The following is a 13,349-nucleotide window of genomic DNA, read 5'->3' as shown; positions in this document are numbered from 1 at the left end:
GATTTTAAAAGAATAAGGAAACCAGTAAATCAATGACCTTGATTCCAATGAACGGGATAATGATCCCGCCAAGCCCGTAGATCAACAGGTTGCGTTTCAGGATCGCGCTCGCCCCTATCGGTTTGTAATCGACGCCGCGCAACGCCAGCGGAATCAAGATCGGGATAATGATCGCGTTGAAGATCACCGCCGAAAGGATCGCGCTTTCGGGCGAATGCAACCGCATGATATTCAAACCTTGCAACGCCGGGATTGCCGTGATGAAAAGCGCGGGAACGATGGCAAAATATTTGGCGACATCGTTCGCTATCGAAAATGTGGTAAGCGTTCCTCGCGTCATCAATAACTGTTTCCCGATTTCGACGATCTCGATGAGCTTGGTCGGGTCGTTGTCGAGATCGACCATATTTCCGGCTTCTTTGGCGGCTTGGGTTCCCGAGTTCATCGCTACGCCGACATCGGCCTGGGCCAAAGCGGGCGCGTCGTTCGTTCCGTCGCCCATCATCGCGACGAGCTTGCCGCCTTGTTGCTCGGCTTTTATGTAGTTCATCTTGTCTTCGGGTTTTGCCTCGGCTATGAAATCGTCGACGCCTGCTTTCTCGGCGATGAATTTCGCAGTCAGCGGGTTGTCGCCCGTAACCATCACGGTTTTTACGCCCATTTTGCGAAGTCGGTCGAAGCGTTCCTTCATGCCCGGTTTGATGATATCCTGCAATTCGATCACACCCAAAACTTTTTTGTTTTTGAGCACGACCAAAGGCGTTCCACCGTTCGAAGAAATTTCGATGACTTTGGCCGATGTGTCTTCAGGAAAGTCATTTCCGGCCGAGGCAGCGATGTTACGCGCCGCATCCTGTGCGCCTTTCCGGATGTCGGTCTTATCCAATAAGATCACGCCGCTCGTCCTCGTTTCAGCCGTGAATTTGATAATTTCAGAAATGGTTTGCGTAAGTTTTGCCAAATCGATATTGACGTCGTCTTTCATGGTTTCCGACAATTCGAGGATCGATTTTCCTTCGGGCGTGTCGTCGGCCAACGAACTCAATACCGCGGCTTCGACGAAATCGTGGAACGAAACGCCATTCGTCGGATAAAAATTCGTGGCTTTCCTGTTCCCAATCGTGATCGTTCCCGTTTTATCGAGCAACAACACGTCGATGTCGCCCGCGGTTTCAACCGCTTTTCCCGATTTTGTGATTACGTTCGCCCGAAGTGCGCGATCCATTCCCGCGATTCCGATTGCCGAAAGCAAACCGCCGATCGTCGTCGGGATCAGGCATACGAAAAGCGAGATGAAGGCCGCGATCGTGATCGGTGTTCGGGCGTAATCGGCGAACGGTTTGAGCGTAATGCATACGATAACGAAAATGATCGTGAACGCGGCAAGTAAAATCGTCAAAGCGATCTCGTTCGGGGTTTTTTGACGGCTCGCACCTTCGACGAGTGCAATCATCTTATCGAGAAAACTTTCGCCCGGTTCCGATGTGACCATGACTTTTATCTTGTCCGACAATACTTTCGTCCCGCCCGTAACCGATGACTTGTCGCCTCCGGCCTCGCGGATAACGGGCGCGCTTTCGCCGGTGATCGCGCTTTCGTCGATCGTAGCCAGACCTTCTATGATTTCGCCGTCGGTCGCGATCAGATCACCCGATTCGCAAACGAAAACATCGCCTTTTTTGAGCGCCGATGAACTTACTGATTTAATTTCGCCGTTTTGCAAAACCTGTCTAGCAGGCGTTTCCTCACGCGTTTTGCGCAAACTGTCGGCTTGGGCTTTTCCGCGCGCTTCGGCGATGGCCTCGGCAAAATTCGCGAACAACAGCGTGGCGAAAAGAATCAGGAATATTAAAATGTTGTAGCCGAGACTGCCTTGATCCTGGGCGCCGAGTAAAATCGATACGCAAACTATGAGCATGATCACGGTTCCGATCTCGACGGTAAACATTACCGGGTTTTTATACATCTGTCTCGGGTTGAGCTTGACGAAAGATTGCACGAGTGCTTCCTTCACTTGCTTCGGTTCGAACAACGATGCTGATTTTGTAGTATTCATTTTTGGTTATTTAAGGGTGAAATATTCCGCCAAAGGGCCAAGTGCCAAAGCCGGGAAGAACGACAATGCCGCGATGATCGCGATGACGGCGAAGGTCATGATGCCGAAAATCGTCGTGTCAGTTTTTAATGTGCCTGCGCTTTCGGGAATGTACTTTTTGTTGGCTAGCAAACCGGCGATCGCGAGCGGCCCGATGATTGGGATAAACCGCGAAAGCAACAGAATTATGCCTGTTGAAACGTTCCAGAACGGATTGTTGTCGCCCAAACCTTCGAAACCCGAACCGTTATTGGCGGCGCTCGAGGTGTATTCGTACAGCATTTCGGAAAAGCCATGATGCCCCGGATTATTGAGCCAACCCGTCGCGTTTCCGCTGAACCAATAACCCATCGCGGTGTCGTTCGCGCAGAAGTACGCCGACAAGGCCGTTCCCGACAAAATCAACAGCGGATGTAAAATCGCAATAAACGCCGCGATCTTGACTTCGCGAGCTTCGATCTTCTTGCCTAAAAATTCAGGAGTTCGCCCGACCATCAAGCCTGAAATGAAAACCGCGAGAATGATGAAAATATAAAAGTTCAAAAACCCGACGCCGCAGCCGCCATAGAAACAATTGACCATCATCGCCAGGAGTTGCATCGCGCCTGAAAGCGGCATGGTCGAATCGTGCATTCCGTTTACCGAACCCGTGGAGATCACCGTCGTGGCGATGCTCCAGAAGCCCGTCATAGGCGTTCCGAAACGCACTTCCTTGCCTTCCATCGCTCCGTCGGCCTGGGCGATTCCCATGCGTTCGATGGCTGGATTTCCGTTTATTTCCGAAATCATAGTCGGAATTACCAAGAGCAGGAAACCGATCGTCATCACGCCGAAAATCACATACGACAAGCGTCTCTTTTTGAGATAATAGCCGAGTGCGAAAATCATCGCGAACGGAATGATGAGTTGCGCCCAAAGTTCGACGGCACTCGTCAAATACGTAGGATTTTCCAAAGGATGAGACGAATTGGCGCCGAAAAATCCGCCTCCGTTCGTACCTACGTGTTTGATTCCGATGAAAGCCGCTGCCGGCCCGCGCGACACTTCGACGCTTTCGCCTTGGACTGTCGTGATGTGGTCTTTGCCCTCGAACGTCATCGGAGTTCCTGAGAAGACAAGGATGATGGCTACAATTGCTGAAAGTGGCAACAAAATCCTCGTGCAACTTTTAAGCAGGTTGCTGAAGAAATTGCCGAGCGCATCGGTTGTTTTTTCCTTCATCGCGCGATATACCATGATGGCGACGGCGATTCCCGTGGCGGCCGACATGAATTGCAGGAACATGAGCATCAATTGCCCCAGATATGACAGTCCGGTCTCACCCGAATAGTGTTGCAGGTTGCAATTGACGACGAACGAAATCGCGGTGTTGAACGCCAGATCGGCTGTCATGTTCGGGTTTCCGTCGGGATTTAAAGGCAAAATGCCTTGAAAAAGCAACACGAAAAAGCACAGGAAAAACCACAGCGCATTGATGCCGAGCATGGCTTTTAGATATTGTTTCCAGTTCATTTCGGCGTTCGGATCTATACCCGAAATTTTGAACACGAGGTTTTCGATCGGATTGAAAATAGGGTCGAGAAGCGTTTTTTCGCCCCCGAAAACGTTGGCAATATATCGGCCAAGAGGAATCGCGAGCAGTATCGTCAGCACGAATATGCCGATGACACCAAGAATTTCTGAAGTCATTGATTTTTGTTGTTTTGGACGTTCATCCGATTAGAATTTTTCGGGTTTGATGAGTACGTAGACCAGATAGCCGAAAACCGCTATCGCCACAATGAAGAGTGCTGCCATATCAAATTTTTTCGAAGAATTCAACCGATTTGTAACAGATGGCAAAAAGCACGACGGCCAATGCCAGCAAAAGAATAGTGTCTATCATGAGATAAGGTTTAGTTCGTTAGATGCCCGAGGCGTTGACCTGACGGATGTAATCGGCTTTGAGCGCCGGTGGAAAGAGATTGGAAATGCTGCATTTTCGGACTTCCAAAAACAGGGAGACTGAAAATACATAGACGTTGCTGATCGCGTTTTGGGTTTCCTGGTTCCCGTCGACCAGAAGCTTTTCGGCGTACGCCAGAAGTTTTTTTGCCCTTGTTACGTTTCCGGTCATGATCGACCTTTTCGTGACGTCGGCGAAACGTTCGGCTTGCCTGTGGATGTCGGTGATTTGATTTCTCATTTTACTTTGATTTTCCGCGCTTATGCCAAACGGAATACCAAAATCCAAAATGAAACACAAAGACCTAAAAAACAGCAACCTACGTCGTTTACGGAATATAAGGCCATAAAAAAAGCCTATCAAAACGATAGGCTTTTCTCAAAATGATACGATTCGCTCATAAACCGAATTCCTCGACTTTGCGATATAAGGTTGCGATCCCGATCTCGAGAAGTCTTGCAGCTTCAGCTTTGTTGCCATTTGTGTAATTCAAGACTTTTTGAATATGAAGTTTTTCGATACTCGACATTGAAAACGCCGACATCGAGCCTGTGTTCGTTTGTACCGGATGCTGTAGTTCGATGGGTAGATCTTCAGGTTGCAAAATAGTCCCGTCGGCCAGGATCGCCGAACGTTCGACCACGTTCTTGAGCTCGCGTATGTTTCCCGGCCAGTTGTAATTTTCGAGTTTGCCGATGAATTCCGATGAAAGTTCCAAATTGGTTTTGTTCAACTTCAATCCGGCTTTCGCAACAAACAAATTTGCGAGCGCGCCGATATCTTTTTTTCGTTCGCGCAATGGCGGCAAATGGATTTCGAAGATGTTGAGTCGGAAATACAGATCGGCGCGGAAACGATGGTTGTCGCTTTCGGCTTTCAAATCGCGGTTCGTGGCGGCAATCAATCGGAAATCTGACTTTTTCGCGACGGTCGCGCCAACGGGAATATACTCGCTGGTTTCGAGCACGCGCAACATTTTGGCCTGGAGTTCTAGCGGCATCTCTCCGATCTCATCGAGGAAAAGCGTGCCGCCGTCAGCTTCTTCGAGAAATCCTTTCTTGTCTTTGTTCGCGCCCGTGAACGCGCCGGCCTTGTAGCCGAAAATTTCACTCTCCAATATATTTGGGCTGAACGCGCTACAGTTCAACGCGACGAACGATCTGTTTTTTCGGGTGCTGTTTTCGTGGATCGCCTGGGCAAAAACTTCTTTGCCGGTTCCGGTTTCGCCTGTCAATAAAACGGTCGAATCGGAAGGCGCGACTTTTTTGGCGAGTGTGATGGCCTGTTCAAACGCCTTTGATTTCCCGACGATCGTATCGAACGCGAATTTGTCGGAAATGCGCTTTTCGAGTTGGCCGATTTTTTTTTGGAGTTCGGCTTTTTCGATCGCCTTGTACAGCATCGGGATGATCTTGTCGTTGTCGTCGCCTTTGACGATGTAATCGAACGCGCCGTTCTTCATGGCTTGCACGCCGTCGGCAATTTTCCCGAAAGCGGTCAGCAATGCGATTTCAACCAACGGGAATGCGGTTTTTACCTTGGAAACGAAATCTACGCCGTTCCCGTCGGGAAGTTTTACGTCGCAGAGCACGACATCGATATCCAAAGATTCCAGTTTTTTGAAACCCGATTTTAAATCGCCGGCCTCAGAAATCTCAAAACCTTCTGACTTGATGATGCGTGCGAGCAGGCCGCGCAATTTTTCCTCGTCGTCTATTATCAGTATGTGTTTCAACTGCTGGATTTTAATGCAAAATTACGCAAGTATCGCTTTATTCGGCGCTTTTCGAACGGTCGTTCGGCTTGGTTTTAAGGTTGCGCAGTTTTCTGGACGGCTTTGGTTTTGCCGCGACGATTTCTCGCTTTACCATAGGATTCTGTTCGTTGTGCAAGACCGAATACGTCGGAAGGCTGCGGAACAATTGCGTGAGGCTTTTGAAACCGTAGGCGCGCGGGTCGAAACTCGGGTCGATTTTGCGAAGCGTAAGGCCGAGTTTTGAAATATAGACTTCTTCTTCGCCCTCGGTCGATGAAATGTCGAATGCCTTGTCGATGAACGCCAGATCGAGTTTTTCAGGTTTAAGGTCGCCTTCGATGACTTCAGGTTCGGCGGCGCCTTTAAGTTGTGGCACGTTGAGGATGTTTTCGCTGAACGTGAAGATTTCGCACGACTGCACGAATGCTTTCGGGGTTTTCTTTTGCCCGATTCCCATCATGAAAATGCCTTCCTCGCGGATGCGTTTGGCCAAACCCGTATAATCGCTGTCGCTTGAAACGATGCAGAAACCGTCGATGTTCTTGCCGTGAAGTATGTCCATGGCTTCGATGATGAGCGCGCTGTCAGTGGAATTCTTGCCCGACGTATATGCGAATTTCTGCACCGGATTGAACGAATATTCGTTTATGATTTCCTTCCAGCCGTTCATCTGCTGCATCGTCCAGTCGCCGTAGATGCGTCGGATCGTGGCTTTTCCGTATTTCGAGACTTCCTCGAGCATAGCGCCCAGAAGTTTGGGTTGGGCATTGTCGCCGTCGATGAGAACGGCTATATTGAAGTTGTTTTTTTCCATTGTGTTGTGCTTCATCCGAATCGCGTTTAGTCGCCGCGTGAAGGTACTCGTTTTTTTGAAAAGATCCGACTCAGGCACTCAGGCACTCCTTAAGGCAACCTGCGCGTATCGACACAATAAATGATCTTCCAGCCGTCAGCAGCCTTGAACAACGAAAACGAATTCACGCCTTTGTGGCTTAATTTTCCGTCGATGTAAAATTCGTAAGGCGTCCAGACATGCGCCATGCTTCCGTCCTGCTCTATCTTCCACGACAGCAATCGCTCTTCGAGTTTGACGTTGGCGGGCACCGATCCGATCGATTTCAAAAATCCCGAAACCGATTCGGTCGAAACTATCGCGCCTTCTTTCTTCTCTGCGATCGACTGCAGGACCAATTCTTTCGAGAACGTCTTTTTGAGTCCGATCGTGTCTTTCGCATGGAAGGCGACGAAGAAATCCTCTATCGTTTTCTTGATCGCGATATCTTGGGCGAATGTGGTTTGGGCAACGATGAGCGTGACTAGAATGAGTAGTTTTTTCATGTTTTTTTTGTTTGGCGTTTAGGGTTTCGAGTTAGCATGACAACGCTAGACCCGAAATCCGAAACTTTTTGAATATATAACTTAGTGCAAAAATACATCATTTGTTACACGTACGTACATTGGGAATCTGTCCGCGTTAGGGATTGAGGCAGTTGTTTGAGCTCGTTGCGCGCGAAGCATGAGCCGCAACAGCGAGTGCCGAAAGCCCGGCGCGGCGAGATAAATGCGATCAGCTTTTATCTCGCCGCGCAACGCCCAAATCAAATTCACAATTCATAATTCATAATTTATAATTCATAATTCCCTTACCTTTACATTCCTCTAAAAAAAACAAACCATGTCAGTTGCCAAAAAAGACTACAAACGCATTACAACCCAGTCGCTGATCGAGATGAAAGCGCACGGGGAAAAGATTTCAATGCTTACCGCTTATGATTTTACGATGGCCAAAATGGTCGATACGGCGGGCGTCGACGTGATTCTCGTAGGAGATTCGGCCTCGAACGTGATGGCCGGACACGAAACGACGTTGCCGATCACGCTTGACCAGATGATTTATCACGCGTCGTCAGTGGTTCGCGCCGTGGGTCGCGCTTTGGTCGTGGTCGATTTGCCGTTCGGGAGTTACCAATCAGACCCAAAGGAAGCGCTTCGTTCGGCTATCCGCGTCATGAAGGAAAGTGGCGCACACGCGTTGAAACTCGAAGGCGGCATCGAAATCAAGGAATCGATCAAGAAAATCCTGAACGCGGGAGTTCCCGTTATGGGACATTTGGGTTTGACGCCCCAGTCGATCTATAAATTCGGGACGTATACGGTTCGCGCCAAGGAAGAAGCCGAGGCCGAGCAACTCGTCGAGGATGCGAAAATGCTCGAAAAAATCGGTTGTTTCGCGGTCGTGCTCGAAAAGATTCCCGCGGCTCTCGCCAAAAAAGTGGCCGAGAGTATCTCAATTCCCGTGATCGGCATCGGGGCCGGCGGTGGCGTCGACGGACAGGTTTTGGTGATCCACGACATGCTTGGCATGAACAACGAATTCAGCCCGCGATTTTTGCGTCGTTATGCGAATTTGTGGGATATCATGACGGGTGCTTTGGCGCAATACCATGAGGACGTTAAGGCTGGGGATTTTCCGAATGAGAAGGAACAATATTAGATTTTTAGATTGACAGATTTCAGATTGACAGATTTCAGATTTTCAGATTTACAGATTGCAGATTTACAGATTTGAGATTATTGACGCCAGTTTAATACAAGCCATATACAATTTTAAACGCCTTTTACTATGCATAGATTTAGAGATTTACAGATTTGGAAACTCAGTCGAAAATTTTGTACTGATATTTATCGGACAACCCAATCATTTCCTGATGTCGAAAAATTCGGATTGATGAATCAGTTGCGAAGAGCGGCAGTTTCGATTCCGTCAAATATCGCCGAAGGTTCGTCCAGAAGTTCAAATAAGGACTTTTGTCGCTTTATCGAAATTTCGCTAGGTTCGGCTTATGAAGTCGAAACGCAGTTGCTGATTTGTCATGATTTGAATTACATTTCGGACTTAGAAATTCAATCTTTAACAACCAAACTTCGTGACATTATAAGAATGACTCACAAATTCAAAATGACACTCGTCAATTAATCGCCGATTCCAATCTGTCAATCTGAAATCTGTCAATCTGATATCCAAAAATGAAAACCCTCTCCACCGCCCAAAACCTCCAAATCCTCCACGAAGACAACCACATCATCGTCGTCAACAAGCGCGTAGGCGATATCGTACAAGGTGATAAAACCGGCGACAAACCGCTGTCGGAAGTGGTGAAGGAATATATCAAGGATAAATACGCAAAGCCCGGAGACGTTTTTTTGGGTGTCGTGCACCGATTGGATCGTCCGACGACGGGAATCGTGGTATTCGCGCGTACTTCAAAAGCGCTCGAAAGGCTTAACGAAATGTTCAAAAACCGTGAAACCGAGAAAACATATTGGGCGATCGTAAAGAACAAACCCGCTAAAAGTCAGGACAATCTCGTGCATTATTTGAAGCGCAATGAAAAATCAAATACCTCAAAAGCCTTTCCCAAAGAAGTTCCCGACAGCAAAATGGCGAGCCTCGACTATAAAGTAATAAAAGAACTCAACAATTATTATGCGTTGGAAATCAACTTGCACACGGGTCGACACCATCAGATCCGTTCGCAACTTTCGGCCATCGGTTCTCCGATAAAAGGCGATCTCAAATACGGTTTCGACCGAAGCAATCCTGACGGCGGAATTCATCTACACGCGCGGAAGTTGTCATTCATCCATCCCGTAAAAAAGGAGCCCATCGAAATTACCGCGCCCGTTCCTGAGGACGTTTTGTGGAAATCGGTTAGCGTCTGAGCGGAAATAGTGCGCTGATTCGATACTTCGTCCTATGCGATTCGCGTGGTCGGACAAGCGAAAAAGAAGTTTGTCCGGATTTTAGATTCGCCTGTTTTTCGGATTTCGATTTTGAAAGCCGTGTAATAAAAACGCGTAATTATGCAATCGCGCGCGGCAATACTGTAAAGCACATTTTCGTTTCATTTGGTAGCTTCAAACTAAAATCCGCCGCCTATGAAAACGATTGTCGCACTCTTTATCTTATCAAGTTGTTCCGTCGTTTTCGCGCAGCAACAATTCGCCGGGATGAACACGTCCCAACGCACGGGAATGATCCACGCAGGCATTAATCCGGCCGAATTCGCCAACTTCGACTCCAAATACGAAATCCAGGTTTTGGCCGTGAGTGCGAATGCTAACAACAACAAAATCGGATTCAATGATCTGTTCGGCAGCGAGAATTTCGAGGATTTGATTTTCAGGGGAACCGACGCCGTCAACCTGCGTTTCGACGGTGAAATCCTCGGCCCCGGATTCGCTTACAAAGTCGAGAAATGGACGTTCGCGTTGACGTCCCGTGCTTACGCGAAACTCGATCTGGTCGATGTCGATGTGAAAATCGGGGATGCGGTCTCCACGGCGACATTGAACGCCTTAATCAACGGTTCGACCACGATCGACAACAATTTCAACCAACGCGTCAATGGAACTACCTGGGGCGAGATCGGTCTTTCGGCCGCGAACAATTTCTATGACGACGGCACGCACAAATTCAGCGCGGGCGCGACGTTCAAATTGCTTTTCCCGGCATCGTATGCGAACATGGGCGCCGACCGATTCTCGGGTACGATCAACAACAATCTCGGCCAGGTCACGCTGACCGATGCGCAAGCGAATCTAAACATCGCATATTCAGGAAATTTAGGTGAGGATTTTACGAAATTCGGCGATTACACGAGTTCGCTTTTCGGACGGCTCGGCGGAGTCGCAGCCGATCTTGGCGTAAATTACCGTTGGGTCGATGAATCTGACCCAAGAAAATATAAAATCAACGCGGGGCTTTCGGTTCGAAACCTCGGCGCGATGAAATTCAAGTCGGCGAATAATTCCTCGACGAACTATGTCTTGTCGGTCCAAGGCGGACAGGCACTTGATTTGAACCAATTCCAAAACGTCGACAGCCTCGAGGAAATCGAGGATTTGTTGCTCGCGAGCGGTTACCTTGACCGAACTGAAAACTCCCAGACGGATTTCAAGGTCAAACTGCCAGCGGTTTTCTCAGCATACGCCGATGTCAAGATCGTGCCCAAATTCTTCGCGTCGATCTACATGCAACAGAAACTCAATGACGACGAGGCGAACGACCAGATCACATATCAAAACGTAATTTCGATCACGCCACGTTTCGCGCTGGAGAATTTCGAGGTCTGGTCATCGTGGGCGAGCAACGAGATTTCAGGAATCTCAGGCGGAATCGGCGTTCGCGCGTACGGATTCTATATCGGGTCGGGCTCGATCATCACGAATTTGGCGTCCGACAATAAACAGGCCGACGCATACATAGGCTATGGATTCCAACTCGATTAGTTCGCATTTTCTGACTATATTTGGGTATGAACCCAAAGACGACCGTCGGTCAACGCAAGGAAACACTTAAGAAATTACTGCACGTCCTGACCGTTCGCGAGGATGCGATCGTCAAGGCGCTTTACGATGATTTCAAAAAACCGGGATTCGAAGCCGTGCTCAGCGAGACGCATTTTGTGATGTCGGAATTGAAGCAAACGATCCGGAACATCAAATCCTGGTCGAGGACCGAAATGGTTTTTCCGTCGATCTTGAACTTTCCATCCATCGATCATCTGCTCAAGGAACCTTACGGAAACGTGCTCATCATTTCGCCTTGGAATTATCCGTTTCATTTGGCGATGTTGCCCACGATAGCTGCATACGCGGCCGGGAATTCCGTGATCTTGAAACCGTCGGAATTGACACCGAACACATCATCGCTCATTTCACAAATCGTCTCGGAAGTTTTCGATCCGACCGATGTCGAGGTTTTCCAGGGCGGTTCCGATGTAGCCGAAAAATTGCTTGAACGCCGTTGGGATTACATTTTCTTCACGGGAAGTGTTTCGGTCGGGAAAAAAGTCGCCCAAGCCGCGGCCAAAAACCTCACGCCCGTGACACTCGAACTCGGCGGCAAAAATCCATGCATCGTCGCGGCCTCGGCAAATCTGAAACTCGCCGCGAAACGCATCGTTTGGGGAAAATTCATAAACGCGGGGCAAACCTGCATCGCACCCGATTATGTTTTGGTCGAATCGTCGATTAAGACGAAATTCATCCAATTCTTAAAAGATGAAATCGTTCTGGCGTACGGCGAAAATCCGCAAGAATCGGCTGACCTGGCGCGCATCGTGAGTGAGAAACACTGGCAGCGTCTTGTCGATATGATCGAAAGCGAAAAAGTCGTCCACGGCGGACAATACGACAAGGAATCGCTTTACGTCTCGCCCACGATAATCGATGAAACCAACGGGAAAAGTGAGTTGATGAAAGACGAGATTTTCGGGCCGATACTTCCCGTTCTGGGTTACGATTCTGAAAGCGATCTGGACCGAATCATCACATTGTATGAAAAACCGCTGTCGCTTTACGTGTTTACCGACGATTCGGATTTCGCGAAACATATCGTCAAGAAATATCCGTTCGGCGGCGGTTGCATAAATGACGTCGTGATCCATTTCGCGAACAGCCGGTTGCCTTTTGGCGGCGTCGGACATTCGGGAATCGGCGCGTATCATGGAAGGCGCAGTTTCGACACTTTCACGCATAAAAAAGCGATTACGCGAAAAGCGACGTGGCTCGACATTCCGCTGCGATACGCGCCTTACGGAAACAAGGTCGAAATCCTTAGAAAATGGCTGAAATGGCTCTGAAACCGACGAAAAAAATCGTATAATTGCCGCCAAAACAACAGCACATGAAAACTACACTCGATCGCCTTGAGGAAATCAAATCGGAAGGCTACGAACTCGACTTCGGGAATACGTTCAACGACGCCTTTGAAGTGTATAAACGCACGGCTTTGATGTCGGGGCTTGCATTGATATTATTTTTTATCGTCGCATTCGCGCTTGCGTTTGGCGGCATGGGAATTTTCATGTCGGCAGGAAATGACATTTCGTATTTGGCGAATATCAGCGAAGGCGATTTTTCGATCGTCGGACGCATCATTTATGTTTTGGCAACATGCGTGATCGCCGGTTTGGGCAACCCGTTCTCGGCAAGCCTTATCCGAATGGCAGCGTTGGCCGACAAGGGCGAAGACGTTTCTGTCGGGGATGCGTTCGCGTGTTATAAAGCGCCTTATTTCGTTCCGCTTTTCGTGGAAGCGCTGATCGTTTCGTTCTTTTCGATTTTCATCACGACTGCGATCCAGATGGCATTTCCGCAGGATTTTGTGATGGGATTGGTCGGCATGGGAATCAATCTGCTCATCTCGTTCGTTACCGTGATGGCGGTGCCGTTGATCATCTTCGGAAACCTAAAACCTTTGGAAGCGATCCAAGGGAGCGTGATGCTTGTGTTCAAACGCCCGTTCGTTATTTTTGGATTGCTGCTTGTCGGGATCATTTTCGCGTTATTGGGTTTTATCGGCTTCTGCATCGGTGTCTGTTTTACGATCCCAATCATGATGGCGATCTACTACAGCATCTATAAAAACTCGGTCGGAATAGAGGAAACCGCCGAGATGGACGAGATCGGCACACTCGACTACTGATCGAAAATCCATACGATCAAAAGCAGGAAACCAAGTCGGTTCTCCTGCTTTTTTATTTTAG

The 13,349-nt window shown here is 48.7% G+C and carries 13 protein-coding genes; 6 read left to right on the top strand and 7 right to left on the bottom strand.

Features of this window, described 5'->3' with window-relative positions:
* Nucleotides 1–4: 4 nt before the first annotated feature.
* From kdpB to EOO50_RS12185, 7 genes are all read right to left on the bottom strand, one after another.
* Nucleotides 5–2,056, bottom strand: a complete 2,052-nt coding sequence (gene kdpB, locus EOO50_RS12215; RefSeq protein ID WP_290840521.1) for a potassium-transporting ATPase subunit KdpB — start codon at nt 2,054–2,056, stop codon at nt 5–7.
* Nucleotides 2,057–2,062: 6 nt separating this feature from the next.
* The gene (gene kdpA, locus EOO50_RS12210) at nt 2,063–3,784 is read right to left on the bottom strand and encodes a potassium-transporting ATPase subunit KdpA (protein ID WP_290840519.1); all 1,722 of its coding nucleotides are present in this window, start codon (nt 3,782–3,784) and stop codon (nt 2,063–2,065) included.
* A gap of 30 nt (nt 3,785–3,814) precedes the next feature.
* Nucleotides 3,815–3,892 carry a K(+)-transporting ATPase subunit F gene (gene kdpF, locus EOO50_RS12205; protein WP_290840564.1) on the bottom strand — a complete coding sequence of 26 codons (78 nt, stop codon included), beginning with the start codon at nt 3,890–3,892 and terminating at the stop codon, nt 3,815–3,817.
* A gap of 106 nt (nt 3,893–3,998) precedes the next feature.
* On the bottom strand, nt 3,999–4,280 hold the full coding sequence (locus EOO50_RS12200) for a hypothetical protein (protein ID WP_290840517.1): 282 nt from the start codon (nt 4,278–4,280) through the stop codon (nt 3,999–4,001).
* Between the two features lie 157 nt (nt 4,281–4,437).
* The gene (locus EOO50_RS12195; protein ID WP_290840515.1) at nt 4,438–5,775 is read right to left on the bottom strand and encodes a sigma-54 dependent transcriptional regulator; all 1,338 of its coding nucleotides are present in this window, start codon (nt 5,773–5,775) and stop codon (nt 4,438–4,440) included.
* A 37-nt stretch (nt 5,776–5,812) separates the two neighbouring features.
* Nucleotides 5,813–6,625 (bottom strand): NYN domain-containing protein, encoded by an 813-nt coding sequence (locus tag EOO50_RS12190; protein WP_290840513.1) that lies wholly within the window; start codon nt 6,623–6,625, stop codon nt 5,813–5,815.
* Between the two features lie 74 nt (nt 6,626–6,699).
* The gene (locus tag EOO50_RS12185) at nt 6,700–7,134 is read right to left on the bottom strand and encodes a nuclear transport factor 2 family protein (RefSeq protein ID WP_290840511.1); all 435 of its coding nucleotides are present in this window, start codon (nt 7,132–7,134) and stop codon (nt 6,700–6,702) included.
* A gap of 337 nt (nt 7,135–7,471) precedes the next feature.
* Between EOO50_RS12185 and panB the strand changes: the two genes are divergently transcribed.
* The 6 genes from panB to EOO50_RS12155 all read left to right on the top strand — a co-directional run bounded on the left by panB (nt 7,472) and on the right by EOO50_RS12155 (nt 13,288).
* Complete coding sequence (gene panB, locus EOO50_RS12180) at nt 7,472–8,290, top strand: 3-methyl-2-oxobutanoate hydroxymethyltransferase (RefSeq protein ID WP_290840509.1); 819 nt, start codon at nt 7,472–7,474, stop codon at nt 8,288–8,290.
* Nucleotides 8,291–8,419: 129 nt separating this feature from the next.
* Nucleotides 8,420–8,773, top strand: a complete 354-nt coding sequence (locus tag EOO50_RS12175; RefSeq protein ID WP_290840507.1) for a four helix bundle protein — start codon at nt 8,420–8,422, stop codon at nt 8,771–8,773.
* Nucleotides 8,774–8,823: 50 nt separating this feature from the next.
* A complete protein-coding gene (locus tag EOO50_RS12170) occupies nt 8,824–9,519 on the top strand; it encodes an RNA pseudouridine synthase (RefSeq protein WP_290840506.1) in 696 nt (231 codons plus the stop codon).
* A 216-nt stretch (nt 9,520–9,735) separates the two neighbouring features.
* Complete coding sequence (locus EOO50_RS12165) at nt 9,736–11,088, top strand: hypothetical protein (protein WP_290840505.1); 1,353 nt, start codon at nt 9,736–9,738, stop codon at nt 11,086–11,088.
* 26 nt (nt 11,089–11,114) lie between these two features.
* On the top strand, nt 11,115–12,443 hold the full coding sequence (locus EOO50_RS12160; protein ID WP_290840502.1) for an aldehyde dehydrogenase: 1,329 nt from the start codon (nt 11,115–11,117) through the stop codon (nt 12,441–12,443).
* Between the two features lie 44 nt (nt 12,444–12,487).
* A complete protein-coding gene (locus EOO50_RS12155; RefSeq protein WP_290840500.1) occupies nt 12,488–13,288 on the top strand; it encodes a hypothetical protein in 801 nt (266 codons plus the stop codon).
* Nucleotides 13,289–13,349 lie beyond the last annotated feature (61 nt).

Origin of the sequence: Flavobacterium sp. (assembly GCF_004211145.1) — a bacterium.
Lineage (GTDB): Bacteria > Bacteroidota > Bacteroidia > Flavobacteriales > Flavobacteriaceae > Flavobacterium.
The sequence above is the reverse complement of the archived record's forward strand: the minus strand, read 5'-3'. Positions and strand labels throughout refer to the sequence as shown.

Bases quoted from the DNA above. Each gene is read 5' to 3' on its own strand.
- EOO50_RS12165 (WP_290840505.1), top strand. From the start codon at position 9,736: ATGAAAACGATTGTCGCACTCTTTATCTTATCAAGTTGTTCCGTCGTT.
- EOO50_RS12200 (WP_290840517.1), bottom strand. From the start codon at position 4,280: ATGAGAAATCAAATCACCGACATCCACAGGCAAGCCGAACGTTTCGCC.
- EOO50_RS12175 (WP_290840507.1), top strand. From the start codon at position 8,420: ATGCATAGATTTAGAGATTTACAGATTTGGAAACTCAGTCGAAAATTT.
- kdpF (WP_290840564.1), bottom strand. From the start codon at position 3,892: ATGGCAGCACTCTTCATTGTGGCGATAGCGGTTTTCGGCTATCTGGTC.
- EOO50_RS12160 (WP_290840502.1), top strand. From the start codon at position 11,115: ATGAACCCAAAGACGACCGTCGGTCAACGCAAGGAAACACTTAAGAAA.
- EOO50_RS12185 (WP_290840511.1), bottom strand. From the start codon at position 7,134: ATGAAAAAACTACTCATTCTAGTCACGCTCATCGTTGCCCAAACCACA.
- panB (WP_290840509.1), top strand. From the start codon at position 7,472: ATGTCAGTTGCCAAAAAAGACTACAAACGCATTACAACCCAGTCGCTG.
- EOO50_RS12190 (WP_290840513.1), bottom strand. From the start codon at position 6,625: ATGAAGCACAACACAATGGAAAAAAACAACTTCAATATAGCCGTTCTC.
- EOO50_RS12155 (WP_290840500.1), top strand. From the start codon at position 12,488: ATGAAAACTACACTCGATCGCCTTGAGGAAATCAAATCGGAAGGCTAC.
- EOO50_RS12170 (WP_290840506.1), top strand. From the start codon at position 8,824: ATGAAAACCCTCTCCACCGCCCAAAACCTCCAAATCCTCCACGAAGAC.
- kdpB (WP_290840521.1), bottom strand. From the start codon at position 2,056: ATGAATACTACAAAATCAGCATCGTTGTTCGAACCGAAGCAAGTGAAG.
- kdpA (WP_290840519.1), bottom strand. From the start codon at position 3,784: ATGACTTCAGAAATTCTTGGTGTCATCGGCATATTCGTGCTGACGATA.